Below are 26554 nucleotides of genomic sequence, written 5' to 3' on the forward strand. Positions count from 1 at the left end.
AAAATGATGTAACTTGTCTATAATAGCTAATTAGTAATTAAATTATTTAAAGCTCGATGAATAGATCTAAGTTCATTTTTTTATCTGCTATTTCAGGTAATGTACTCGAATATTATGATTTTACGGTATACTCAGTTTTTTCATTGATTATTGGACAAGTTTTTTTTCCAGGTAAGTCAGAATTTATCCGAACTCTTTTAAGTCTCGGAGTGTTTGCGGTCGGTTTTCTGACAAGACCGATAGGAGGAATATTATTTGGTTATATCGGTGATAGGTACGGCAGACGTACCGCTTTAATAATCTCGATGTTAGGTATGACTATTCCAACCTTTATTATGGGTCTCATACCCTCATACACAAGTATTGGGATTTATGCCCCCATAACGCTAGTTATAATGCGGCTTATTCAAGGTTTATGTATTAGCGGTGAAGGAACAGGAGCAGCTATTTTTATTCTAGAACATCGTCAAAATTTAAAACCTGGCTTTACAGCTGGTTTGGTTCACAGTTCAAATATTGCAGGTACTTTAGTTGCAACATTTATCGGTATTATAATTGAACATTATTTTTCCCATATAGATTTTGCTTGGCGTTTTGCTTTCTTGCTTGGTGGTTTCATGGGTCTTGTCGGATTTTATTTGCGGTTGCGTGTATCAGAAACACCAATTTTTAAAATGCTTGAGGAAAAGAAACAAGTTCTTAAAGCACCTTTTTCTAACGTAATTAAAACTGCTTGGAGATCTATGTTTTTAACTATATGTACAGGTGCAATTGCTAGCAGTGTTATGTATTTAGTAAAAACTTATATAAATGTTTTCTATCATAATATTATGCATCTTAGTAATACTATTGCTTTATCATATTTGGCTTATAGCTCATTTATTGCAATGATAGCGATGCCGCTTGCCGGCGGTACTACCGATATCATTGGAAAATTTAAAACGGCAATATTTGTTGGAGTTGCTATCTTAATATTAATTTTACCTACTATGTTACTTATGTCAGCAGAAGAGATGTGGCAACAATTTATAGCACTTACAATTCTTGGTATGCTTGCAGGAAGTATAGCAGGCACAGCTTATATATTCGTTATATCATTATTTACAGCAGAACAAAGATTTACTGGTGTTGCTTTCAGCTACAATTTTGCAATAGCGATATTCGGTGGAACTTCACCGATTATTTCTAGTTGGCTTGTAGAGCATACAGGAGTATTTTATGCTCCAGCTTTTTATATCATGATTATTGCTGCTACATTTTTAGTGATTATGTATATGATGAGAAATATAATTAAACGAATATCGGATAGTATACTCGTTTAATTTAAAAAATTGGCAGTGTTATTTCTTGCTTATAGTCCTTACGTAGATTAAACTACACTGTAAGCATTCAAAATGCTCTGCTCTTTTCTATTAAAATTCGTCTACTGACTCCTCATTTATTAGGTATGTGAATATGGAAAATAGAAAAATAACTAGTAATTGGTTTACTGATTTACGCGATTTATTATGCGCAGAATTTGAAAAAATTGAAGAAGAATATACAAAAGAAAAAGATATAGAACCTGCCAAATTTGTGTATTCAAACTGGGAACGTAACGGCGGAGGTGGCGGTGTTATGTCCATTATGAAAGGAGAAGTATTTGAAAAAGTAGGAGTTAATATTTCTACCGTATTTGGTAAATTATCTCCAGAATTTCGTACAGAAATTCCAGGAGCAGAACTAGACGGGAAATTCTTTGCAACCGGTATTTCAGTAGTTGCACATCTTAAATCACCGTTAATTCCTGCTATGCATTTTAATACTCGTTATATAGAAACTTCTAAAAGTTGGTTTGGAGGAGGAGGAGATTTAACACCATATTACCCAGAAGAAAACGAAACAACAAAATTTCATACAGCTTTTAAAAAAGCATGTGATAAATATGATTTTAGCTATTATCCTAAATTCAAAAAGCAATGTAATGAATATTTTTATCTAAAGCATCGAAAGGAACCAAGAGGAGTAGGCGGAATATTCTATGATTACTTAAATAGCGGTAATTTTGAGCAAGATTTTGCTTTCACTAAGGATGTAGGTAAGGCTTTACTATCGGTATATCCTGAAATCGTTAGAAATAAGCTATCTTTGCCTTGGACTACTGAACAGAAAGAATACCAACTTATAAGGCGAGGTAGATATGTAGAATTTAATTTACTATATGATCGCGGTACTAAATTCGGCTTAATGACTTATGGGAATGTTGAAGCAATATTAATGTCACTACCACCCGAGGTAAAATGGTGTTAAATACTTAAGTTTGATTGCACAAATTAAAAAACATGCCTAAATACTACACCGTGGTTCAACCACAGTACTCAAAAATATAACTTACAATACTAATAATTTTTTCATAGAACAATACCGGTCAAGCCAATCGAAAAGTGACACTATACTAGTCAAATGGCTTCACTATAACCATTATTACTGCAATAACCATACAAATAGTAGGAATCTCATTGACTATACCATAAAATTTTTCTGAATGGACATTCTTACCGTTTACAAAATCTTTTCTCCATCTAGCAAGTAAACCATGAAATATCACTAAAATTAATACTGCAAACATTTTAACGTGAAACCAAGTGCCAAGAGCAACAAATCCATAAATATGAGCATTTATTATACCAAATATAAATGTGCTAATCATTGCCGGATTCATAATGAATCTAAGTAATTTTAGCTCCATTACTTGTAAAGTATTATCTAGCTCACTACCTATTTTAGCTTTGGTATGATAAACATATATTCTAGGTAAATAAAGAAGCCCTGCAATCCAACATATAGCAGATATCAGATGGATTGACTTAAACCATAAATAATAACTTGCCATTTTTTTTCTTATTAATTCTTTAATTTACACAAGCATTTAGTAAATTCGTTTGGACATATTCTTGTACTAGAGCTACTCATAACTAAATTAGTATCAGCATTATTAATAAATCGTAGTAATATATTTGTCAAACTATTAATAAAAATTTTATTTGTACCAAGCGTCGGGATTCGAGTATATTGAATTTCATATCTATCTGCAATTAATTTATATTCAATATCCAGCTCTACAAGCGTCTCAACATGCTCAGACACAAAGGATATAGGTACAATAATTATGTCTTTTTTTAACTTTCCCGCTAGCTTTATTTCGTCTTCCGTACTTGGTTTCAACCATTCTATAGGTCCTACTCTGCTTTGATAAGTTATCTTATAATCTAGATCTTTTATATTTAATTCTTTAACTATTGCTTTTACTGTTTCTTTTATCTGAAAACTATAAGGATCACCTGCTTTTATTATTTTTTCGGGCAACCCGTGAGCAGAAAATAATATACGAAAATTTTTACTGTATAGTTTTTCTTTTATTAAGTAAACATGAGCTTTTATAAAATCTTCTTCTAGAGGATAACAGCAAACTACTTTAATTGGAATATCAAGATTTTGTAAAAAATTTTTAACCGACGATCCTGTCGTAGTACTTGAAAATTGAGGGTATAGAGGCAATAATATTATTTCACTTGGATTATACTTTTTTATTTGATTTATCGTTTCTTTAGCAAACGGTGCTGAATATCTCATATTTATAAAAACAGAAAAATCTTCTTTTACAAGTTGCTTTAGCTTTTCAGTTAATACTAACCGCTGCTCTTGCGTTTCCTGAAGTAGGGAAGATTTACCACCGATTAAAGAATAAATCTTTTGAGATTTTTTCTCTCTAGTAATAGAAAGTATCTTGGCTATAATATAACGCAAGGGATTTGGTAGATTAATTATAGCTTTGTCATAGAATAAATTAAATAAAAAAGGTTTTACGGATTCAAGACTATTTGGACCTCCTAAATTAAAAAGTACTATTGCTATTCTTTTCTTCATATTATCTCATTTTTTAAAACTTCTAACAAATTCTGTTAAAAATTCTACGTTTTCTTGAGGTGTTTCAGGCAAAATACCATGTCCTAAGTTAAAGATAAAATTCTTTCCTTCCATTATCTGAAGAATTTTGTAAGCTTTTTCTTTAATAATTTCTTTATTAGTAAGTAATACAACTGGATCTAAATTACCTTGTACTATTACTTTATCACTCCACTCTTTCATTTTTTCAAGAGGAATCATTTGATCTACAGCTAAAATATCTATCGGTGCTTCTTTTATAAATTTTTCGTACAATAATCCCGCTCCTTTAGGAAAAGCAATGATAGGAGTTTTTGGAAAAACTTCTTTTACTTTTAGTATAATCTTTTTTGTCGGCTCTATTACGAATTCTGTAAATTCTTCTTCTGCAAGTACTCCCGACCATGAATCAAAAAGTTTTAAAATGTTTGCTCCTGATTCTACTTGATTTATAAGATGATAAGTTGTTTTATCTATCAAAAAATTCAATAATTCTTTAGCTAATACTTTATTTTCATAGATAAATTTTTTGCTTGTTTTAAAATTCTGTTTTCCTTTTCCTTCTAGCATGTAACTCATCACTGTCCAAGGGCTTCCTGCAAATCCTATTAAAGAAGTAGTGGATGGTAATTCTTTTTTAACTTTTCTTATTATTTCATAAACCTTTTCTAATTTATTATTCGGATCGCTTTGCAAATATTTAAAATCTTCTTGCGATCTAAATTGTCTTAATATAGGTCCTATGTTTTCTTTAAAATCCACTTCCCATCCAAGAGCATGAGGTAAAACTAATATATCGGAAAAAATAATAGCTGCGTCAAAATGATACCGTCTTATCGGTTGTAATGTTACTTCTGTTGCTTTGTTAACGTCATAACAAAAATCTAAAAAATTTTTTATTGTTTCTCTTGTTTTTTTATATTCTGGTAAGTATCTACCTGCTTGACGCATAAACCAAACAGGTATTTTATCGCTATTTCCTTTTAATGGATTTAAAGGTTGCTTCATACTATTACTGAAAATATTAAGTTTAAGTATATTTGTTGTTTATATAAATAGAATTATGTAGATTAAATGTTTTGAACAGAGTTATCAACAAAATTTTCAATAAGATTTTCTTAAAAAGATTAGTATTTTTAATTATTATTCACATAAGTTTGTAAAGAATTTATAAAAGTGTATAATTAAGTGTAAAATTCATTTCTAGTTTAGAAAAGACTATTCTTTCAAAGAAAAATAATATTTATTCACAATTTTATCCACAAACTATTTATTTAAAAGGAAATACGCTAGATTTTCTTTATTTAATAAGGATTTGAGAAGATTTTTAATAGATTTTAATAGGAAAAATAATAAGTTATTAAAAAATTTATCCACAATTACATGTGTAAAGTATGACAAAGTTAATTATTCACTTGGTTTCAGACTCTTCCGTGCAAACTGCAAAATATGCAGCAAATTCTGCTCTTGCACAATTTACTTCTGTGAAATCAAAATTATATCATTGGCCAATGATTAGAAATTTAGAATTGCTAAATGAAGTATTAAGTAAAATAGAATCTAAACATGGTGTAGTATTATACACGATTGCTGATCATGAACTAAGAAAAACATTGACAAAGTTTTGTTATGAATTAAAAATCCCATGTATTTCCGTAATAGGTAAAATTATTAAAGAAATGTCTGTTTTTTCAGGTATTGAAATAGAAAAAGAACAGAATTATAATTGTAAATTCAATAAGACTTATTTTGATACACTTAATGCTATAGATTACGCTATAAGACATGATGACGGACAAATTCTTAATGAATTATCGAAAGCTGATATAATATTAATAGGTCCTTCTAGGACTTCCAAAACTCCGACTTCCATATTTTTAGCATATAACGGTCTAAAAACTGCCAATATTCCTTATGTTTATAATTGTCCTTTTCACGATTTTATAGAAAAAGATATAGATCAGTTGGTGGTAGGACTTGTCATTAATCCAAATAGGTTAATTGAGATAAGAGAAGCTAGGTTAAATTTATTGCAAATTAATGAAAATAAAAGCTATACGGATTTTAATGTAGTACAAAAAGAGTGTTTTGAAGTCAGAAAAATTTGTGAGCAAAGAAGTTGGCCGGTAATTGACGTATCTGCTAGATCAATAGAGGAAACGGCGGCTTTAATAATGCGAATATATTATAATAGAAAAAACAAATATAATAAATAAAAAGATTTTCATTATTTACAATTAGAAACCTGTACTTTATTATTTTTTATAAAAGATGTTGTTCACATGGATCAGAAAAAACAATATGTCATTCCTATAAAAGTGGGAATTCATTATAAATATAAGAAAACAGAAAGTTTTATATAAATTTAAAAATTTTAATAGTTCTATAATTTTTAAAATTTTTCTGGATTTATGCTTTTGTGAGAATGACATAGAGGCCATATGGGCAATACCACAAAAACATAGAGGACAAATATGGCAAATAACGTAAAGGATAGCTCTTTTAAGAAGGAAGTATTAGAATCGAATTTACCGGTACTAGTCGATTTTTGGGCAGAATGGTGTGGACCATGTAAAATGTTAACACCGGTAATAGATGAAATCAGTAAAGAATTACAAGGAAAAGTAAAAGTACTCAAAATGAATATTGATGAAAATCCTAATACTCCTTCAGAATACGGTATTCGTAGTATCCCGACAATAATGTTATTTAAAAATGGTGAACAGAAAGATACTAAAATAGGTTTGCAACAAAAAAGTTCTCTTTTAGATTGGATTAATAAATCTATTTAATATTTTTTTATGTTACTTAGCCATAGCCATTCAAAAGTGTTTATAGAGATAACCGATGGTTATGTAGAAGGTATAGATACTAACAAAAGAGCTCAAGGTTTAAAACATTTTTTTTTAAAAAAAGGAGTTTCTCTTTCTCCAAATATACCCATATTAAATAATATTAATTTTTCTTGTTATGAAGGAGAAAAAGTAGCTTTTATAGGAAGTAACGGTTCGGGAAAAAGTTCACTTCTAAAACTAATCGCTGGAATATACCCGTTAAAATTAGGTACAATAAAAGTTCGTGGAGATATTGCGGCAATTATAGATATGGGAGTCGGTTTTGAGCTAGAACAAACTGGTCGTGAAAATATAAAAATATTAATGCTATATAATAATATGCTGGATAAATATAGCAAAAAAATCGAAAAAGAGATTATAGATTTTTCAGAACTTGGCAGCAAAATTGATTTACCGATAAAAATTTATAGTTCAGGTATGTTATCACGCCTTGCTTTTTCTGTATCAATATTTCAAAATCCACAGATTTTGTTACTTGATGAGGTTTTTGCGGCAGGCGATAGTTATTTTATAGAAAAATCTCTTAGTTTAATGAAGAATAAATTTAAAAATACTCCTATTTCGATAATAGTAAGTCATCAAGAAGAAATTATAAAAGATAATTGCGATAGATGTATTTTATTGAAAGACGGTAATATTATAGGTGATGGAACCCCATCAGAAATGTTTAAAATTTATAATAGACTTCTTGTATAACTTTGCTTCTAAGGGTAATTTGTGCATTGATTCGGTACTCAAATCCTCATTTGATATGCTGTGTGTATCTCCTGCAAATTTCCTCTTTATTAGCTATGTTACACAAGAAGTCTAATGGAGAAACTCATAAATGATAAAGTATCTATTTTCTAAAGAATACTGGCAGGCAATAGCATTATTGGTTAAAGCTTCTATAATTAGACAAAATAAGGATTCTTTTTTAGGTTCTTTATGGAGTTTAATTCAGCCTTTTATTCACATAATGGTAATTTCATATTTTTTCGGTTTTTTATTAAGACAACCAAGAGAATTTATGGTAATGAACTTAGTTGGTGGTATTCCTTTATGGAGTTTTATAGTAAGCAGCCTAACTATTTGTTCAAGTTCCTTAGTTACACGTGATCAAATAATAAAAAAGGTTAGAATTTCTAAGACTTTTTTTCCTGTTGCAGATAGTTTAGGGCAATTATATAATTTAATTTGTTCCTTTTCGGCAATGTATTTTGCTTTTATTTTATTATTTCCGGAAAAATTTTCTTGGCAAATAGTATTTATGCCGATATTAATTTTACCCTTAATAATATGTGTGATTAGTGGCTCTATTGCAGTAGCATTTTTAACACCCTATATTCGAGATATTCCGCAAATATTAAATGTTATTCTTGGAGTTATTTATTGGAGTATACCGATAGTTTATCCCTATTCGCTAATTCCAGAGTCTAAAAGGATATATTTTGAGTTTAATCCGTTTTTTTTAGTTATAAGACCTGTACAAGCATTGGTGATTGATGGAACATTACCTGATATGATATTAACAGTTAAGTCTGTTATAGTTGCATTTATCACTGTTTGTATAAGTTATTTTATTTATAGACAATTTTCTAAAAGAGTTATTTATTATTTATGAAACTTGGTTTTAATCTAGATTTTAATGAATTAGATTTAACTGGGCTTAAAAAATTAGATCAAATATTTTTAGATTATCTCTTTAAAGCCGATAGATCTCTGCATAAAGATTTAATATTATTTAGATCAATTCCTTTCTCTATTATTCCACAAGATTATTCTAAGTTTTTATTAAAAATTTCTCCTTATTTAGATGATTTTTTAGCGGAGTTATTTTGTATTTCAAAAGAAGTAATAATATCAAGGTTGAAACATAAAGATTTTAATATTATTTATGAATGTAAAAGAAAATTTGTTCAGCGTATTGCTGTAAAAAAATATCCACTGGAAAAAATAAAAAATATTGATTTTGAAGAGATATATTTAAAGCTAACTGATTTAATAGGTACGAATTTTACTTCTAGAGAATTTGCAAAACAAATAATTATATGGCAACAGAAGGAAGAGAGTTTTGTACAAGAGTTAGACATAGCAGCACAATATGCAGCTTATAGGGTGTATGGTCAATGTAATTCTCTTTACAATCGTTGTCATTTCCGCGAAGGCGGGAATCTAGAAAAATTAAGTCTAGATCTGCATTTTCACGGGGATGACATAAGAAATGATAGTATATTATTCAATTTTCCACAAAAACTAGATAAAGAAAATCTAATAGATGATAAAAAAATATCAAAATATCAAAGGAATCAACGAATAGATTTTAATTATATCGATATCTTTTCAAATTTAGAGGAAGCTTTAAACAATTCTCATTATTGTATTTATTGTCATAAGCAGGATAAGGATTCATGTTCTAAAGGAATGAGTATCATTCCGTGGTCTTGCAACATGATCCAAAAAAAAGTTAAGAAAGACTGCGTCCTGCAATCAAGTCGCGGGATGAAAACCGGTTGTCCTTTAAAGCAAAAAATTTCTGAAATGAATTATGTTAAGTCACAAGGTTTTAACCTAAGTGCTCTTGCTATCATTGTTATTGATAACCCAATGGTTGCAGCAACGGGTCATAGGATTTGTAATGATTGTGTGAAAGCTTGTATTTATCAAAAGCAAGATCCAGTAAATATTCCTTTAATAGAATCTAATATTTTGGAAGAAACGCTTAAATTACCTTATGGTCTAGAGATATATCTGCTCCTTACCCGCTGGAACCCGCTTAATATTTATTCACCACTTCCGAAAGAATCTACTAATTATAATATTTTAGTTACTGGTCTTGGTCCTGCAGGTTTTAGTCTTAGCTATTATTTATTACGGTCAGGTCACAATGTTACAGCTATTGACGGATTAAAAATTTCTCACCTGCCTTTTGATATTAATAAACCTATCAAATTTTGGCATGAATATAAAAGTTTGTTATCGGAAAGAATGACAAGGGGATTTGGAGGAGTAGCAGAATACGGTATAACTGTTCGTTGGGATAAAAATAACCTTGATATATTGCGGCTAATATTAGAGAGAAATGATAACTTTAAATATTATGATGGAGTGACTTTGGGTAGTAATATAATGGAAGAACAAGCTTTTAGTTTAGGATTTGATCATATAGCTTTTTGTATTGGAGCAGGTCAGCCAAAAGTTTTAGATATAGAAAATTTTGAAGCTAAAGGCATAAAAACGGCTTCTGATTTTTTAATGACTCTGCAAAGTGGAGGAGCATTTTTAGAAAATTCTAATGCTAATATGCTAATTAGGATGCCGGTTGCAATCATAGGTGGTGGTCTTACTTCAATTGATGCGGCAACGGAAAGTCTATTTTACTATAAAATGCAAGTAGAGAAATTTTTTAAAGATTATGAGCTTGCTGTTCAAAAATACGGCAAAGATTATATAGAAAAAGATTTAACAGAGGAAGATAAAGAAATAGCTGAAGAATTTATTGTTCATGCAAGATTATTTAAAGAAGTTAAGAATAATGAAGAGTTAAGAAAGGTTTTTAATAAGCTTGGCGGTAGCACCATCTATTATCGTGGAAAACTTCAAGAGTCACCTGCGTATAAGTTAAATCACGAAGAGCTTATATATGCTATGGCACTTGGTGTTGATTTTAGAGAAAATATGCAACCTCTAGGGATTAACACTGATAAATATGGTCATGTAGAGTCTGTGGTGTTTATCCAGCGAACCGGGGTTCACGGAAAGTATCAGGACAATATTATCAAATCACGGGATAACACTAAAGTATTTAAAGCCAAAACTGTGATTATGGCAATCGGTGTAGAAAATAACCTTGAACTCAATGAAAATAAATATAGTTATTTCGGCGATTGTAATCCTAGGTATTCAGGTAGTGTGGTTAAGGCACTTGCAAGTAGCAAGGAAGAATATGAAAATATTAACAAAAGACTTATAAATAATAATCCTAGCTTTAAGGATAGTCACAAAGACTTTATAACGCAGCTTGATTATTTATTGGTCAGCAGAATCCATAAAATAAATATTTTAGATGATAAAACTTTTGAGTTGGTAATTCACTCACCTCTTGCTGCTAAAAATTTTAAGTTTGGTCAGTTCTTTCGCTTACAAAATTATTCTGAAGATGTTGCTAAATTAATAGAACCGTTAGCCTTAAGCCCCAAAGATATTGATATAGAAAAAGGTTTGATTAGTTTTATACTTTTTGAAGTAGGTAAGTCTACTAGCTTATGTAAAACATTATCTGAAAATGAGAGAGTGGTTTTAATGGGACCGACAGGCATGCCACTAGAAATACCTCAAAATAAAAAAATAGTTATTGTTGGTTCCGAAGTTGGTAATATAGGTTTGTTAAAAGTTTTAAAAGAAAATAATAATGAAGTTATATTTTTTACCTATCCTGATATAAAAACCTATAAATTAACTTCTGTGGATAGAGTAATAATTAATGCTTCTCCTGAAATAATAGAAGAATTGCAAAGTCTAAAAAATGAAATATTCGGTGAAAATACGGAAATAATAGTTAGCGTTAATTCATCGATGCAATGTATGATGAAAGGAATTTGTGGACAATGTATACAAAAAGTTAAAGGAGAGCAGAAATATATTTTTGCATGTAGCTGTCAAAATCAAAAAGCAGAAATAGTTGATTTTGAGAGCTTAAAAACTCGTTTACGTAAAAATTCTTTACAAGAAAAAATGAGAAGATTAGTTTGATAGGTATTCATACCGTGACTTGACCACCACGGTATCTAGAAAAATATTATAATATTAGTATTTATCTAGTTTTTACTGAGTTCCGTGATCAAGTCGCGAATAATAAAACATATAAGTTATTTCTCAAAATAGCAAAATGCTCTACTACTATCTTGATTAAGAAAATCAATAATTTGCATTACTATAGAATTATTTTTATACTTCTCTGCAACTTGTTTAATACGCTCAGCAAAATTACCTTCGCTTGAAAAAATTTCTTTGATGGCATTTAAAGCACTTAAAGACTCTGCTTTATCAAATCCTTTTCTATTCATACCGATTAGGTTTAAACCCTCAAGCACTGCACGTTTACTGCTTACAAGTCCGAATGGTATTACATCTGTTCCGACAGGTGATAGTCCGCCAATCATCGAATATTTACCGATTCTAGTATATTGATGTACTGCAGATAGTCCACCGATTATTGCGTAATCATCTACCTCAATATGACCTGCTAGGCTTACGTAATTAGCAAATACTATATTATTGCCGATTTTACAGTCATGGCCGATATGAACACCGACCATAAATAAATTATTATTTCCTATTCTTGTTATCATTCCACCGCCTTGGCTTCCTGCTTGCACTGTAACATATTCTCTAATAGTATTATTAGAGCCGATTATCGTACTTGATCTCTCATTAGCATATTTTAAGATTTGCGGCGGTTGACCAATTGATGCAAAAGGATAAATAACTGTGTTTTCACCGATTTCGGTAATCCCTTCAATTACCACATGAGATTTTAGCTCTACATTATCATGAATTACTGCTTCAGGACCTATAATACAATACGGACCGATTTTTACGTTTTTACCAAGATTTGCACCTTTAGCAATTACAGTTGTAGAATGTATATTAGAATTTGACACTATATGGTTCCTATGCTTTATCTTTAATCATTGCAGTAAATTTACTTTCTGCAGCTATTTCATCTTCAATTTTAACTGTACTTGAAAATTTCCATACGTTAGTTCTTTGCTGATCAATAACAACGTGGATATGCATAGTATCCCCAGGCTGAACAATTCTACGAAATTTTGAGTTCTCTATTGCCATTAAGAATACTTCTTTATTCTTAGTAGAACCTAAAGATCTAGCAACTAATATAGCAGCAAGCTGTGCCATGGCTTCAACCATTAGAACACCAGGCATCACAGGTTTTGTCGGAAAATGTCCTTTAAATTGCGGTTCATTAACGGTAACGTTTTTTATACCTAGTATTGATTTGTTAAGATCAATTTCAAGTACTCTATCTACTAATAAAAATGGGTAGCGATGAGGTATCAAATCCATAATTTCTGTAATATCAATCATCATTTATTTAGGTCTCTTTTTTAGTAATTGTTTCATAATAATAGATTGTCTATGCCAGTCTATGATATGAACTGCAGGGCTGCCGCCGACAATTTTACCTGCCTCTATATTTTGTGCTACGCCGCCTTGTGCCGCTACCTGTACTCCGTCGCCTATATTTAGATGTCCTGCAATTCCTACTTGTCCTCCAAGAGCACAATATTTCCCAATTGTACTACTACCTGCTATACCTGCTTGTGCTACGATAATAGAGCCTTTACCTATTTTTACGCCATGCCCTATTTGTACTAGATTATCTATACGGCATAAATCTTCTATAATTGTATCTTGAAGTGCCCCTCTATCAATAGTAGTGTTCGCACCGATTTCAACATTATTGCCGATTTTAACTATCTTTGCATGAAATATTTTATGATGTACACCTTTTTCGGTAGAAAATCCAAACCCATCTTGTCCTATTTTTGCACCTGTGAGTATTACAACGTCATCGCCTATAATTGCATAATTTATTGAAACATGTTGCTCTATTCTAGCGTTTCTGCCTAAGTTTACACCTCTACCTATAAAACTTCCAGCTTCTATGATACTATTATCACCTATAATAACATCCTCTTCAATAACTACATTGTGACCTATATAACAATTTTTTCCTATAATTGCTGAATCTGCAACAATAGCTGATTTCATTATTTTAGCAGGATATGATTTAATAGGAGTATAAAAAAAATCAATCAATTTGCCGTAAGCAAAATACGAGTTCTCAGCATGTATTAAAAGAGTATTTGGATTTACTTCTCCTGTAAAATTTTTTGGCACAATACAAGCAGCAGCTTTAGTAGTTTTTAAAAATTCGGAATATTTTGTGTTACTTAAAAAGCTAATATCATTTGGGGATGCTTCTTGCAGAATTTTAATATCATGAATAGCTATATCTTCATGAATCTTAGGAGGCTCTATAATATCATGTAAAAAATCTATAATTGTCGTTAGTTTTCGTGGTCCTAGATTTTTATAAAATTTACTACTTGCCATATAAGACTTCAGCAAAAATGGTGGTGGCCACGGTTGGAATCGAACCAACGACACAAGGATTTTCAGTCCTTTGCTCTACCGACTGAGCTACGTGGCCATAATAAGTGACTGTCATTCTCCTGTGGAAGCCGGAACCCAGAAAAATATAATTTTTAAATTATCAGCACTTTTAAGTTACTAGATTCCCGCTTCTGTGGGAATGAAATTTTATTCAGAAAGAAACATAACTTAAGCTTATAATAGATTCATCGGCTTTTGTCTATTCTTAATTAGTAATATTAGACAAAAATACTTAATTATACTATTATACGAGTTTATTTTATAACGGTTTTTATGATCAAAATCGGTGATATTGTACTTTCTTCAAATATTATACTAGCGCCAATGTCAGGTGTTACGGATTTAGAATTTAGAAGATTAGTAAAGAAATTTGGTGCAGGGCTGGTAGTTTCTGAAATGGTTACAAGTAGAGCAATGATTGTGGAATCTAGACAATCGTTACAAAAAAGTGCCATTATGCGTGATGATGCAACAAGTGCTTGCGTGCAGTTAGCAGGCTGTGAACCAAATGTAATAGCAGAAGCCGCAAAAATGAATGAGGATATGGGTGCAAAAATTATTGATCTTAATTTTGGTTGTCCAGCAAAAAAGGTCATAGGAGGTTATTCAGGTTCAGCTTTAATGAAGGATGAACAGCTTGCAGCTAAGATTTTTGAAGCAACCGTTAAAGCAGTAAGAATTCCAGTAACGGTTAAAATGCGTATGGGCTGGGATGATCAAACGAAAAATGCTCCAACTTTAGCTAAAATTGCCGAAAGTTCAGGTATTCAGATGATTACTGTTCACGGCAGAACAAGGTGTCAATTTTACTCCGGTAATGCCGATTGGGATTTTATACGATCAGTTAAAGAAGTTGTAAAGATTCCGGTTATTGCTAACGGTGATATTACTAATTTTACCAAAGCAAAAGAAGCTCTGCAAAAATCCGGTGCGGACGGTATTATGGTCGGTAGAGGGGTATATGGCAAACCTTGGCTTATTTCACAAATTGATCATTACCTTAAAACAGGTGAAGCAAAACCTGCTCCCTCTATAGCAGAGCAGCTAGATATTGTAACAGAGCATTATGAGGCAATACTTGATTATTACGGTGAATCTGTGGGCATATCTATTGCTCGTAAACATATTGGTTGGTATAGTAGCGGGCTACCTAATTCAGCAGAGTTTAGAGGTGCTGTTAATTTAATGAACGATTCTATGGCGGTAAAAGAGAAAATCAATGAATTTTATACGAGTGTTATGAATGCGAATAAATGAAAAAAGTTTTATTTTTATAATATTATTTTTTAATTTAAGCTATGCAAGTGAAAAGGCAGCAATTATAACTGATTATAAACCGGTATTTTTGCCTGTAATTGCTAAAAATAAAAAAATGAAAATTGCTATTCGTTCTTATTTAAGTAATGAAAAATCATATTTTGTGTTAGTAGATCCGAATTCTTTTAAAACTGAACTAGTTCTAAAAGAATGGGTAATTTTACCTATGAATAAAATAGAAAAACAAAATCTTCTAAAAAAATTAAATAAAACTCCGTATATTAAAACTTTAAATAAATATAGCTCTGCACCTTATATACAACAAAATTACGGTGCTACAAGTAGCATACATGAAGAAAAAGGACAATTTCTTACAATTGATATGTGTCCTTCTTCTAAAAATTTTGAAGAAGAGTTTTTTAACACGCTTGTAGAATTAGCAATAAAACTAAATAAGCCTATTCCGATTGCTATATGTGTTTCAGGCTTATGGATTAAAAGACATACGGAAGAGTTTTTGTGGTTAATAAAGCAACAAGAAAATGGTTATCTACAAATAACATGGGTTAATCATTCATTTAGCCATCCTTACTTTAAAGATAAACCACTTGAAGATAATTTCCTTCTTTCCAATAAGAAGGATTTTGAAAATGAAGTATTAGAAGCAGGAAAAATATTGGTAAGTTATAATATTGCTCCATCACCTTTCTTTCGTTTTCCAGGATTAGTTTCTGATCAAACATTAATAGAAAAATTAAAAGATCTTGGACTTATTCCACTCGGTAGTGATGCTTGGCTTGCTAAAGGCGAAAAAGTTCAAGATGGTTCTTTTATATTAGTACACGGTAATAGTAATGAAAAAGTTGGAATAGACTTAATTATGTCGATGTTACCAAAACTAAAATTATTTCCTATTGAAAAAGCATTTTTACCATATACTAATTGATTAGCTAAATATTAATAATTATATAAACTAAATAAATGAATCAAACAGTAAAATCTCTTGTAATTATAAATAAATACGGTAAACCCATGGTGGTTCTTATATTGCATTAAGAATATGAGAAATTTAATCAGCTTGAATATATATGGGGCAAGACAAGCAAAAAATATAAGTAAAAGCAGTTTTTTATTATAGAAAGAAAGTAAGGATTTTTTAGAATAAGATATTAAAGGAATAGATATGACTATAATTCAATTTTTAGAAAGACTTTTATCTATTTGAATATCAAGCTTTGTACCCTGAGAATTTTGTAAAAAATCAATAAAGGAAGAATTCTTGTTTATTATTTGTTGTAATACTACACAAACGTTTGTTTTCGTCTAATACCTCTAGGTTTACCTCAATTAAAGTAGATGGAAGTAGGTGCTTAATTATTTTAGACCATTCTATTAAAATTAAATTACAGTTTAACGCATCTTCAAATCCAAGCTCATAGATTTCTTCAGGTGATTTTAGACGATAGAGGTCGTAGTGATAAATAGTGAAGTCAGAGGCTTTATATGTTTGGAGTAAATTAAAAGTTGGGCTTATAATGCTTGTATGTTCACCGCAAAAATATTTAATAATTTCACGACAAAAAAACGTTTTACCGGAACCAAGATCACTGTTCAGTAAAACTATATCATTTGGTTTTAAGTTTTGTGCAAAGAGTTTTGCAAGATTCTTTGTCTCTTCTTCATTATTTAAGTTTATAAACATTTTTTAACTTGATCAATTATTTGTAAATATTGATTTTGAAAAGTGTTTGAATTAATACTTTTTACATTCCAGTTTTCGCTATTTAATATTATCATTTTAGTATTTAATTTATCATATAGTTGTGAATTTTGTTCATTACTTAAAACAAGACATTTATTATTAGACCCTTTAATTAAAGCTTCTAAATTCCTTATATATTGGAGACTTTTTTGACTTTCACTGTATAGTTTTGCAGTTTTGATATTAGTATTAAGAAAAAAATACTCTGTACTATCACTTAATAAAATTACATCTTTTAAAGTAGCAAGCTCATTATTTTTAATTTCTTGTAGCTTGTTTAATTCTTTAAGTGCTGCTGAAAGGTTATTGTTAATATCTTCTTCTAACTCAGGGAACTTCTCGCTAAATATTTGTGCAAATTCTTGTAATAAAATTGCAGCATTATTAAGATCAAGCCAAATATGCCAATTGTCTTTTATAGTGGTTAAAGATTTAATATCACTGATTTTTATAATATTTTGGCTATGATTATCAATTAATTTTTTAGCAAAACCATCAAATTGTTCATTAATGTAAATAGATATATACGCATTTTTAACTTTGGCTAAATCAGTAGGTTTTAAATGATAATGATGAGGACAATTGCTATTAGTAGCTAAACTTTCTATATCTGTTTTATCTTTAACAAGCATTGAAATAATACTAGCGATTGGCGTAATGCTTACAACTATCTTAGGCTTAGCATAACTAGCAAAGCTGAAGAACGTAAAGAATATTAATGTTATGTATGTCATCCCATGACTTGATCAGTGTTGTTGCAGGTTGCTGATGTCATTCTTGCAAAAGCAGGAATCTAAAAAAAGTAAAGTAATTTCTATTTTTCATGTTTGCTCCTTTTGAATACTGGATCTCTGCTTTCGCGGGAATGATATTACACGTAACAATTCTAATTTACTAGGTTTAAAATCCTGTTCTATCCAAAAATTTTTTAGATATTCTAATTTTGTACCTATCTCTTTTTTTTCTATATTCATATTTAACAAATCATTACCGTTTACTTGGAATTTAGGACGTAACACTGCATCATATTTATGTATAAATTCTTTTACTTGTAAATAATCTAGTTTACCTATTATACTGGCAGCTAATAAATATTCTTTATAATTCTTTTTTTCTAACCAAATTTTCTTCATATTAAATTTAGTGTTATTCAAAAAGTTTGTTATTGATAGTATTTGCATTGCCTCATGTTTTGAGAATTTCCAATCTAGAAAAACCTGTAAGTTTAACTCTTTTTGATTATATAATAAGAGTGCATATCGAGTAGCTAATTCTAATTTAAAATCATTTGCCTGCTCAAAAAATTTTATTTTATAATTTTGTATAGAAAATATTAGTTCTAATATTCCTATTTCAAACATAGTTTCTAAAATTTGTGCTGCTCTTTTTGAAATAATAATTTTATCCATTTCACTTTTTGTTCGCTCTTGTGATAAAGTTTTTAAGCCGTTTTTTAAAGCTTGACATGCTTTTAACCCTTCATTATCAAGCTGATTAGCATAATAGCTAGAAAAACGGAAGAAGCGTAGAATTCGTAAATAATCTTCTTTAATTCTATCCAGAGCTTTCCCTATAAATACAACCTTTTCCTGTTGTAAATCCTTAAACCCGTCAAAATAATCATATATCTCGTTCTTAAAGGGACAATAACTTAAAGCATTAATAGTAAAATCTCGTCTTGCAGCATCTTTGGCAAAATCATTTGTGAATACTACTTTGGCATGCCTGCCGTTGCATTCAATATCTTTTCTAAGAGTTGTAATTTCAAATTTTTCCTTATCTAAAATAGCTGTAATCGTACCAAATTTTAAACCGGTCGGGATGGTTTTTATTTTAGCTCTAGACAAAATATTTATTACTTCACTTGGTATCAAAGTAGTATCTATATCAATATCGTAGTTATCCTTTTTAAGTAGAGCATCTCGCACGCATCCACCTATAAGTCTTGATTGTCCTTTTTCATTTAAGAGGCTTAAGATTTTTATATATCCTTTTGAAGAAATTTTTAATGTTTTTTGTATAATTTGCATCTTTTATAATGAATATATTTTTGAGTAAGATAATACAATTTCTTTGAATATATGACTATATTTAATTTTTATTGATATTAATTATCATATTATATGGTAATTGCATAAAAATTAAGATAAATTATTATGACCGCTAATATTAATGTAGATTCCACAGATAAAAACCTATAAGAAAGATTAGAAGCATTGTCATTAATGAAATATATTTTGTGAGTTTGAAGAAACATTAAAAATATTTCAAAAATTATATCAAGGTAATCATCGCTATATGCTAACTCTATAATAATGTTGGATTAACTTCTAATAAATTAGATAATACTAAAAAGAGATGAAATATCTAGAAGAAGAAAGGTGAAACCATTTTAAACAAACTATTAGATAATGGTTAGTATGGCTATGTAACTTTATCATCATTATGGGAAAAATCAGATTTATCTATAAAATTTTTAGCAATGTTGCTCTCTAAAAGCTTAACTGACTGAAAATATTTGGAGACAAGTTTTATCACTTCATCACAAAATTCATCTTGTAATTCTTTACTTGTGATTAATTTTTGGTTTTGAATTAATTTCATAGCATTAGATTTTTTATGCTCTAAAAATTCTTCAATTTCTTTAGTTTTTTCTTGAATGATTTTTTTTGTAATTTCATTGCTTTCTTCTATCATTTGAGAGCGTAAAGTTTCTAATTGCTTTATTTGTGCATTGGCTTGTTTAAAGAGTAAGGTAGCATCTTCTTTTAACTTTTCAGCTTTTAGAACTCTTTCTTGGACTTCTAAAATCTTAGCATCTAAAGAATTTAAAATAGCTTTTTTTGCTGGTCTATAAATTAAATATATAAAAATTACAAAACTAATTGCAAGCCAGAAGCTTTCATCTAGGAAATTCATTATTTTATTTTTTTTAGTAAATCTATATCTGCTTTAGTTCCGGCTACTTTTTCAATAATATGAACTGCAAGTTCTATAATTGCTTCACCTTTATTAATTCTAAACTGCTTAGCAGCTAAATTTATATCTTTAATATTTTTATTTATAGAATTTTTTAAATCTTGTTCTAGATTCTTTTTCTTAATTAAGAATTCTGATTCTAAAGAGTCTATTTTTTCTTTTTTTAGCCTATTTATTTCAGTATTTGTTTTTTCTATTTCCTCATTATAATATTTATTTAGTTTTTCTGCTTCTAAGATCAGTGTATCAGCTTGTGTAATATTATCTTGAATATTTGTCTGTCTATTATTAAAAATTTCTTCAGCTTTTGGAGTGATAAATTTATAAACAAAGATATACAATAAGCTGAAAGCAACTATAAGCCAAAAAATTTGTGAATAATAGGTAGCAATATCAAATTGAGGCATCTTATTTTGCATTTTAAGAAAAAATAAGTAACATAGCAATCACAAAGGAAAAAAGCCCCATTGCTTCAGCGAGACCTGCTCCGATAAGAGCCATTCTTTGTAAGTTTTCTGCAGCTGAAGGATTTCGTGCTATTGAACTAAGTAGAGAGCTAAATATATTACTAACGCCTAGAGCTGCACCATACATACCGATAGCCATAAACCCTATACCAATAAATTTTAAAGAAACTATATCCATAAGAAATTCCAATTTTAATTAAAAACATTTAAGAATTCTTACAAAATTGGCTTATAGAGAAGAATTTGAAGGAGACGCGCACAACCACAGTGTACACAAAAGTACATGATGATTCAAGTACCGGATCAACATACAAATTACCTCTAGAAGTAGAGCTTTGTAAGAAGTCTAGTGTAAATTAATAGCATCATTAAGATACATACAAGACAAAATAGTAAAAATATAAGCTTGAAGTACTGAAACGAAAATTTCAAACCCAATCAGTATAACCATAAGAGGGATTGGCAGAAATTTCAAGTAAATCATTAATGAAACGGTAAAACCGGCTATTACTTTTAATAAAACATGCCCTGCCATCATATTAGTAGCAAGTCGTAAAGATAAACTAACCGGTCTTGCTAAATATGTAAACAGTTCAATTACTATCATTAGCGGTGCTAACCATAAAGGAGTACCGTGTGGTAAAAAAAGAGTTAAAAAACGTAAGCTGTGTTTTACAAAACCAACTATAGTTACCGTTAAAAATACTAAAATTGCTAAGGCAAAAGTAATGATAATATGACTAGTAGTAGTAAAGCTATAGGGTGTCATACCAAGTAAATTACAGAATAAAATGAAAATAAATAAACTAAAAACTAAGGGAATAAATTTATGTCCTTTTACTCCTATATTCTGATTTAACATATCAGCTACAAGATTATAAACTATTTCAGCACTTACTTGTAATCTAGAAGGTATTACATTCCGGTTATAAAAAGCTAAGTAAAAATAAGTTAAAGCTAAGATGCTAGCAAGTAACATATAGACACTCGAATTAGTAAAACTAACATCAAAACCAAAAATTTTGATTTCTATCAATTTTTTGATATCAAATTGTATTAAAGGGTTATGTATCATTTCCTTACTGTTTATTATTTACTTTTTGCCTTATAATATTAAAACCAGCAATTATTCCTATTATTGTAAATATAATAAGAAATAAAGGTTTAGAATAAAAGAACTTATCTGTGAATATTCCACTCACGACACCTACCATTGCACCTGCAACTAAATCTATAGCGATAGTGAACGGACTAATTTCTTGCTGAATTTTAGAATTAGAAAGTTTAGCACTTTTTAATTCTTTAATTCTTGCTTTGATATTATTTAGTTTTTCTGTATCCACAGCTATGCTCGTTTAATTTGAAAATTGGCTACGTCGTCTGTATAAGTTACAATGCTCACTTACTAAATATAATGTACGCTCCTTTTCCAAATTAAACTTTGTATAGCAATCATAATTATATTAAATTATAAATTCATCTCATTTTTTGCTTTTTCCTTTTGCTCATCTAAAGCTTTATCCACCGTTGCAGAAATATTATCTATACTATAATTTTTGGTTTGTACTCCATTAACAAATAAAGAAGGAGTGCCTATAAATTTTGGTACTTTTGCTACTAAATTAGTATTAGCAATTAGTATTTCAGTAATTTTTTCACTATTTAAGCATTGTTGATATTCTTCCGGAGAAATGCCACCAAGCTGACCTATATCTGTTAATAATTCTCTGTATTTATTGCTATATGCCCACTTATCTTGTTGTTTTAATATGATATTATGAAACTGTATAAAACTACTTATATCACCCTTGCAACGGGCTAAAATTGCAGCATCTAAATCTTGTTTAGTACCAATAAATTCACGAACCACATATGCAATTTTATTAGTATCGATATATTTTTTCTTAAGTTCCGGAAAAATGTTCTGATGATAATAAGCACAATGTGGACATGTAGGAGAAAAATACTCAACTACTATAACATTTGATTTTTTGTTACCGAGAACCATATCATAGTCATCAACTTTAAAAGTGACTTTAATAGGTTTTGTTTCAGGATTTTTTTGTTCTTGTGAATCTGGCGTTGGTAATTCATTAGTCTGATTGCTATCATTAGCAGGTACTATCAATTTAGCTGCATTTTTAGAATTTACAGCTTCTTGATTTATTTCTTGAGAAGTTTCGTTATTTTGTATGGTTTCTTGCTCTATTATTTGTTTCTCCCCGTGGTTCTGATCTTGTGCTTTTGCTTCTGAATAGCTACTCAAAAACAATAAAAATACTAGCACAATAAAAATACTTCGCATATTTATCCTTACCTTATATTAACGTTAACTTTACTTAAAATATAGATTGTATCGATTTTATTTCAATAAAAATATCTACTTTATAAAAAAAGTAAAATATGTTATTCTATAGAAAGATAATAGTCTAACATTAAATTCTTAGGCACTAAAACCACTACGGAGGAATTAATAATGGCAAATACAACACAATCCGAACATAAAACGAAATCCGAGTTTAAAATAGGACAACGAATTGTCTATCCTGCACATGGAGTGGGTGAAATAACAAATATAGAATATCATACTATATCAGGTACTGAAATTAAAGTATATGTAATTTTTTTTGCTCAAGATAAAATGACATTAAAAGTTCCAGTTAATAGGGCTACAATTGTTGGTCTTAGAGCAGTCGCAAGCAGGAAAGATTTAGATATCATATATTCAATTCTTCAAGGTAAACCAAAACAAGGGAATAGAATGTGGAGCAGAAGAGCACAAGAATATGAAGGCAAAATTAATTCAGGTAACATTGTAGCTATAGCTGAAGTATTACGCGACTTACATAAAAATGTCGATAACGATCGTTCTTACAGTGAAAGAACACTCTATGAATCAGCTTTAAATAGACTTGCAGGCGAACTTGCTATCCTTGAAAACATACATCCAACCGAAGCAATTAATAAATTAGTTGAAGTATTACGTGAAAAATTAGTAGCATAGTTGCACTTTTTGTCATTAGTGAGTATGCATCGTTGCGCATGAATCAAAAACACGCTTCAGGTTATTCTGTGGTTTGACCACGGGATCTTAAAGTACTCATAATCTTAGTATTTTAACTGAAGCCCGCTATCAAGTTGTGGCGGGCGACATAAAATCATACTGGTTTACCTTACTAAAAGATAGTTTATTCGAAATTTCTCAAGAGACAAAGTAACTATATAGTCAATAAATTCTTTTAACAATTTTGGATCAGTTATTTCCCGTCCTTTATTATCGCGAGCAGTTAAGAGTTTTGAATTAATCTTTTCAAGAACTTCTTTTTTAATATCATCAATATTATGAGTACCGTCTAACATTTCTAAAATATATTTTTCATGTAATGTTATACCTATCATATCATTAAGTCTATTAGTAATACTAAACATATTAGTTGCATTATTAAACTGCGCTTGTTGTGTTTGGTATCTTGCAAATTCACTGGTTTTAGGTTTTTTAGTGATAGTAGCTATAGTATGTGGTTTGGTCTCAAATATTTTTAGATAACCTTGAAAAATTAATTTGATAAAATGTTGCTCTAGTGCAGATAGGAAATCTTGCAATCGATATTTATCAAGCTTTTTTAAAGCTTCTTTTGCTACTTGTTCTAAACTTATTGGATTGCTAATATTTTCAGCATATACATATAAAATGGCTTTTATAATTGGTGAAGTGCTTGAAATAAAAGGGTCAGGTAAATTTTCATAATAGAAGCTGAGATTTTCTTGTTCGTTAGTTAAATCAGCATCTTTTTCCAGAGTTACCGGTCTAATATTAAGGCTAGTATAAAAATCTTTTAAATTATTAAATTCAATTTTTCTATTTATAGGTATGTTCTTATGACATAACAATGTAGAGCGGAACTTTCGATTAGTAATAAAATCCATATATTGCTCAGTACGGACAATATCATTAATAGTTTGTAGCTTTTCTGCTGTCTTAGCAGGTAAATTACCGATAAACATTGAAGCAAGCAACGCATCTCCTAAGTAATTTAAATGATTTTTTTGCGCTTTTTCTATGAATTGATGAAAATATATACCTGTATTAATTTCACCTAAATATTCATGTAATACGTATGAATTATTATATGCAGATAATAATTTTGTTTCGTCACGTAAAAAGCTAGAATAAGGCGTTGTAGAACTTTCTAATGATTCATTGATAAAATTTAAAAGTAATCTAGCTTGCTGTAACTTATCATGGCTATTATTAAAAAGTTCTGAGTGAAACATCATCATGTCACGTATTGTTCTCTGCATATTCCAACCAGGCAGAGTATTATAGCTTATAAAAGTTATACCGTTTGGATTTAGCAGCTTACTACAAACTTCAAATATCTTATTTTGTACTTCTTCAGGTACCCACGAATATACACCATGACAAACTATGTAATCAAACTTACCGTATGATTCATCGAGGTCCAATATAGATAATGCCTTTAGTTCAGCATTTTTTATTTTTAAATCACCTATAATTTTTTTGCCTAATTCTATTTGTGTTTTGGATAAATCAATACCAAGAGAATTTGATTTAGGATATGTTTCAGCAAAGTTAAGTATATTAACTCCAACCCCGCAACCGATATCAAGTATTTTAGCAGTTTCAAGAGGTGGTGGATTTAGCCCAAATAGCTTGCCGATAGTTCTTAAATGTGACGGAGCAGTATAACTGAAAGTAAATGGGGGATAAGGTACTTCGTCATAGGATATTTTATTGGTTTGTTTTGTCATAGTAGATACATAAATTAAAAGTTAATTTTAAGCAGTTTCAAAAGATTAAGCAATACATTTATAAATTTAATTGACATTTCAGTTTTAATTTTAATACAAAGTTGTCTTTTGCTTCATTATAAATATAAAGATCTGGCAGATAGATTTATTATAGCTGTTGCTAGAACAGTTAATGCATATTTTTACTTTATGATCAAAAATTGTAGAATATGCTAATTTAGGTTATTTGAAAATAATACAAATTAAATGATCATAATTATAATTTAATCAATTGTACTTTACTTGCAAAATTTTCTATACTTTCTAAATTGGTAGCGGTAATCCATAACTGTAAATTTAAATAGGTAAAAAATCCAGTTAAATAATCACGTCTTTTACCGTCTAGATGCACAAAGACTTCATCCAAAAGTAAAACCGGTGCTATTTTAGTGAGCTTTATAGCATAATTCATTTCAGCAAGAATTATTGCAATTAATATGGCTTTCTGCTCACCGGTAGAACAGAGTTTTGCTAATATATTTTTCTTTTTATGCTTCACTAGAAAGTCACTTTTATGAACTCCAAAACTAGTACGACCGGTTAATTTATCTTTGCTTCTTGTTTTATAAAGTTCTGCCGTAATAACACTAACTATATTCTCTTCACCGTCTAATATTTTTTGTTCAACAATGCCATCAATCGATAAATTGGCTTTTGGAAACTCGTTTTCAAGATCATCTATTGCTTGCTGCATAAATTCTAAGGTTTTTAAGCGGTTAACAGCAATATGGTTAGAAATATAAGCCATTTTTTCTTCAATGATTTTCAGCCAATTATAATCTTGTATTTCTTCTGCTAGAATTTTATTTCTCTCATGCATGTAATATTCATACTTACACACTAATTCTGCATGTTTTGGATCAAAATTATAAACTATTCTATCAAGGAATTTTCTTCTTTCTACAGTTCCGCTTGTAAAAATTCCTTCCATTTGCGGAGTTAACCATACCATACTAGTGAATTTACTTAACTCGTTATTGGCTATTTTACTTTCATTATATTCGGTTATTCTTCTATTTGAACTACGCTTGAATTGTGTAGTGAGCTCTGCAAGCCCTAATTTACTTTGTAATAAAGCTTTAATAGAGAAATGATCTTCTGAAGTTTTACATATATCAGCAAGTTTAGCTGATCGGAGCCCTCTTCCTGGATAAAACAGCGATATTGCTTCTAAAATATTGGTTTTACCGCTACCGTTTTCCCCGATAAGAATTATAGGTGTATTATCTGTTTTCAGTTCAAGATTTTTAAAATTACGATAATTCTCAAAAATTAAGGAGTGCAGAAAAATATTTTTCATTTAGTAGAAAGAAGAGAAG

The 26554-nt window shown here is 29.7% G+C and carries 26 protein-coding genes, 1 tRNA gene and 2 pseudogenes; 11 read left to right on the top strand and 18 right to left on the bottom strand.

Annotated features, from left to right (window positions below):
* Positions 1-56 precede the first annotated feature (56 nt).
* A complete protein-coding gene (locus tag AAGW17_RS01525) occupies positions 57-1322 on the top strand; it encodes an MFS transporter (protein ID WP_347939176.1) in 1266 nt (421 codons plus the stop codon).
* A gap of 127 nt (positions 1323-1449) precedes the next feature.
* Positions 1450-2289, top strand: a complete 840-nt coding sequence (gene hemF / locus AAGW17_RS01530) for an oxygen-dependent coproporphyrinogen oxidase (RefSeq protein WP_347939177.1) — start codon at positions 1450-1452, stop codon at positions 2287-2289.
* Positions 2290-2434: 145 nt separating this feature from the next.
* Here the strand turns inward: hemF and hemJ are convergent, their stop codons facing one another.
* From hemJ to hemE, 3 genes are read right to left on the bottom strand one after another with little or no spacing between them, the layout of a single operon-like run.
* Positions 2435-2872: a protoporphyrinogen oxidase HemJ gene (gene hemJ / locus AAGW17_RS01535; RefSeq protein WP_347939178.1), complete on the bottom strand. Its 438-nt coding sequence runs from the start codon at positions 2870-2872 to the stop codon at positions 2435-2437.
* 11 nt (positions 2873-2883) lie between these two features.
* Positions 2884-3906, bottom strand: a complete 1023-nt coding sequence (hemH, locus tag AAGW17_RS01540; protein WP_347939179.1) for a ferrochelatase — start codon at positions 3904-3906, stop codon at positions 2884-2886.
* Between the two features lie 6 nt (positions 3907-3912).
* Entirely contained in the window at positions 3913-4932 is a 1020-nt protein-coding gene (hemE, locus tag AAGW17_RS01545) for a uroporphyrinogen decarboxylase (protein ID WP_347939180.1), read from the bottom strand.
* 386 nt (positions 4933-5318) lie between these two features.
* Between hemE and AAGW17_RS01550 the strand changes: the two genes are divergently transcribed.
* The 5 genes from AAGW17_RS01550 (at position 5319) to AAGW17_RS01570 (ending at position 11510) form a co-directional block, all read left to right on the top strand.
* Complete coding sequence (locus AAGW17_RS01550; protein ID WP_347939181.1) at positions 5319-6140, top strand: pyruvate, water dikinase regulatory protein; 822 nt, start codon at positions 5319-5321, stop codon at positions 6138-6140.
* Between the two features lie 258 nt (positions 6141-6398).
* Entirely contained in the window at positions 6399-6716 is a 318-nt protein-coding gene (gene trxA, locus AAGW17_RS01555) for a thioredoxin (RefSeq protein ID WP_347939182.1), read from the top strand.
* A 9-nt stretch (positions 6717-6725) separates the two neighbouring features.
* On the top strand, positions 6726-7475 hold the full coding sequence (locus AAGW17_RS01560) for an ABC transporter ATP-binding protein (protein ID WP_347939183.1): 750 nt from the start codon (positions 6726-6728) through the stop codon (positions 7473-7475).
* 130 nt (positions 7476-7605) lie between these two features.
* A complete protein-coding gene (locus AAGW17_RS01565) occupies positions 7606-8382 on the top strand; it encodes an ABC transporter permease (RefSeq protein WP_347939184.1) in 777 nt (258 codons plus the stop codon).
* A complete protein-coding gene (locus AAGW17_RS01570; protein ID WP_347939185.1) occupies positions 8379-11510 on the top strand; it encodes an FAD-dependent oxidoreductase in 3132 nt (1043 codons plus the stop codon). The genes AAGW17_RS01565 and AAGW17_RS01570 overlap by 4 nt, the downstream gene beginning before the upstream one ends.
* Positions 11511-11626: 116 nt before the next feature.
* On the opposite strand, the gene lpxA is transcribed toward AAGW17_RS01570, so the two are convergent.
* The 4 genes from lpxA to AAGW17_RS01590 all read right to left on the bottom strand — a co-directional run bounded on the left by lpxA (position 11627) and on the right by AAGW17_RS01590 (position 13995).
* Complete coding sequence (lpxA, locus tag AAGW17_RS01575; RefSeq protein WP_347939186.1) at positions 11627-12421, bottom strand: acyl-ACP--UDP-N-acetylglucosamine O-acyltransferase; 795 nt, start codon at positions 12419-12421, stop codon at positions 11627-11629.
* Between the two features lie 10 nt (positions 12422-12431).
* Entirely contained in the window at positions 12432-12869 is a 438-nt protein-coding gene (gene fabZ / locus AAGW17_RS01580; protein WP_347939187.1) for a 3-hydroxyacyl-ACP dehydratase FabZ, read from the bottom strand.
* Positions 12870-13898: a UDP-3-O-(3-hydroxymyristoyl)glucosamine N-acyltransferase gene (gene lpxD / locus AAGW17_RS01585; protein ID WP_347939188.1), complete on the bottom strand. Its 1029-nt coding sequence runs from the start codon at positions 13896-13898 to the stop codon at positions 12870-12872.
* Positions 13899-13919: 21 nt separating this feature from the next.
* Positions 13920-13995, bottom strand: a tRNA-Phe gene (locus AAGW17_RS01590).
* A 236-nt stretch (positions 13996-14231) separates the two neighbouring features.
* On the opposite strand from AAGW17_RS01590, the gene dusB reads away from it, so the two are divergent.
* Positions 14232-15215 carry a tRNA dihydrouridine synthase DusB gene (gene dusB / locus AAGW17_RS01595; RefSeq protein ID WP_347939189.1) on the top strand — a complete coding sequence of 328 codons (984 nt, stop codon included), beginning with the start codon at positions 14232-14234 and terminating at the stop codon, positions 15213-15215.
* Complete coding sequence (locus tag AAGW17_RS01600; RefSeq protein WP_347939190.1) at positions 15202-16161, top strand: polysaccharide deacetylase family protein; 960 nt, start codon at positions 15202-15204, stop codon at positions 16159-16161. Before dusB ends, AAGW17_RS01600 begins: the two co-directional genes overlap by 14 nt.
* 248 nt (positions 16162-16409) lie before the next feature.
* Here AAGW17_RS01600 and tsaE read toward each other — a convergent pair.
* The 6 genes and pseudogenes from tsaE to AAGW17_RS01630 all read right to left on the bottom strand — a co-directional run bounded on the left by tsaE (position 16410) and on the right by AAGW17_RS01630 (position 20601).
* A pseudogene (tsaE, locus tag AAGW17_RS01605) lies at positions 16410-16917 on the bottom strand (tRNA (adenosine(37)-N6)-threonylcarbamoyltransferase complex ATPase subunit type 1 TsaE).
* The gene (locus AAGW17_RS01610) at positions 16908-17711 is read right to left on the bottom strand and encodes a metal ABC transporter substrate-binding protein (protein WP_347939192.1); all 804 of its coding nucleotides are present in this window, start codon (positions 17709-17711) and stop codon (positions 16908-16910) included. The pseudogene tsaE and the gene AAGW17_RS01610 overlap by 10 nt, the downstream one beginning before the upstream one ends.
* An 87-nt stretch (positions 17712-17798) precedes the next feature.
* A complete protein-coding gene (locus tag AAGW17_RS01615; RefSeq protein ID WP_347939193.1) occupies positions 17799-19007 on the bottom strand; it encodes a CCA tRNA nucleotidyltransferase in 1209 nt (402 codons plus the stop codon).
* 394 nt (positions 19008-19401) lie between these two features.
* A complete protein-coding gene (locus tag AAGW17_RS01620) occupies positions 19402-19896 on the bottom strand; it encodes a F0F1 ATP synthase subunit B (RefSeq protein ID WP_347939194.1) in 495 nt (164 codons plus the stop codon).
* The gene (locus AAGW17_RS01625) at positions 19896-20363 is read right to left on the bottom strand and encodes an ATP F0F1 synthase subunit B' (protein ID WP_347939195.1); all 468 of its coding nucleotides are present in this window, start codon (positions 20361-20363) and stop codon (positions 19896-19898) included. Before AAGW17_RS01625 ends, AAGW17_RS01620 begins: the two co-directional genes overlap by 1 nt.
* 13 nt (positions 20364-20376) lie before the next feature.
* Positions 20377-20601 (bottom strand): F0F1 ATP synthase subunit C, encoded by a 225-nt coding sequence (locus tag AAGW17_RS01630; RefSeq protein ID WP_347939196.1) that lies wholly within the window; start codon positions 20599-20601, stop codon positions 20377-20379.
* Positions 20602-20623: 22 nt separating this feature from the next.
* On the opposite strand from AAGW17_RS01630, the pseudogene AAGW17_RS01635 reads away from it, so the two are divergent.
* Positions 20624-20771 (top strand): annotated as a pseudogene (locus AAGW17_RS01635) (palindromic element RPE1 domain-containing protein); the annotation flags it as partial.
* Here AAGW17_RS01635 and AAGW17_RS01640 read toward each other — a convergent pair.
* The 3 genes from AAGW17_RS01640 to AAGW17_RS01650 all read right to left on the bottom strand — a co-directional run bounded on the left by AAGW17_RS01640 (position 20770) and on the right by AAGW17_RS01650 (position 22728).
* On the bottom strand, positions 20770-21498 hold the full coding sequence (locus AAGW17_RS01640; protein ID WP_347939197.1) for a F0F1 ATP synthase subunit A: 729 nt from the start codon (positions 21496-21498) through the stop codon (positions 20770-20772). The pseudogene AAGW17_RS01635 and the gene AAGW17_RS01640 sit on opposite strands and share 2 nt — an antisense overlap.
* 4 nt (positions 21499-21502) lie before the next feature.
* Positions 21503-21766 carry an AtpZ/AtpI family protein gene (locus AAGW17_RS01645; RefSeq protein WP_347939198.1) on the bottom strand — a complete coding sequence of 88 codons (264 nt, stop codon included), beginning with the start codon at positions 21764-21766 and terminating at the stop codon, positions 21503-21505.
* 125 nt (positions 21767-21891) lie between these two features.
* Positions 21892-22728 (bottom strand): DsbA family protein, encoded by an 837-nt coding sequence (locus AAGW17_RS01650; protein ID WP_347939199.1) that lies wholly within the window; start codon positions 22726-22728, stop codon positions 21892-21894.
* A 171-nt stretch (positions 22729-22899) separates the two neighbouring features.
* Here AAGW17_RS01650 and AAGW17_RS01655 point away from each other — a divergent pair, with 171 nt between their 5' ends.
* A complete protein-coding gene (locus tag AAGW17_RS01655) occupies positions 22900-23427 on the top strand; it encodes a CarD family transcriptional regulator (RefSeq protein ID WP_347939200.1) in 528 nt (175 codons plus the stop codon).
* Between the two features lie 164 nt (positions 23428-23591).
* Here the strand turns inward: AAGW17_RS01655 and AAGW17_RS01660 are convergent, their stop codons facing one another.
* Together AAGW17_RS01660 and recF are read right to left on the bottom strand one after the other, a co-directional pair.
* Positions 23592-25196 carry a class I SAM-dependent methyltransferase gene (locus tag AAGW17_RS01660; RefSeq protein ID WP_347939201.1) on the bottom strand — a complete coding sequence of 535 codons (1605 nt, stop codon included), beginning with the start codon at positions 25194-25196 and terminating at the stop codon, positions 23592-23594.
* A 256-nt stretch (positions 25197-25452) separates the two neighbouring features.
* Positions 25453-26535, bottom strand: a complete 1083-nt coding sequence (gene recF / locus AAGW17_RS01665; protein ID WP_347939202.1) for a DNA replication/repair protein RecF — start codon at positions 26533-26535, stop codon at positions 25453-25455.
* Positions 26536-26554 lie beyond the last annotated feature (19 nt).

Origin of the sequence: Rickettsia sp. Oklahoma-10 (assembly GCF_039954865.1) — a bacterium.
Taxonomy (GTDB): domain Bacteria; phylum Pseudomonadota; class Alphaproteobacteria; order Rickettsiales; family Rickettsiaceae; genus Rickettsia; species Rickettsia oklahomensis.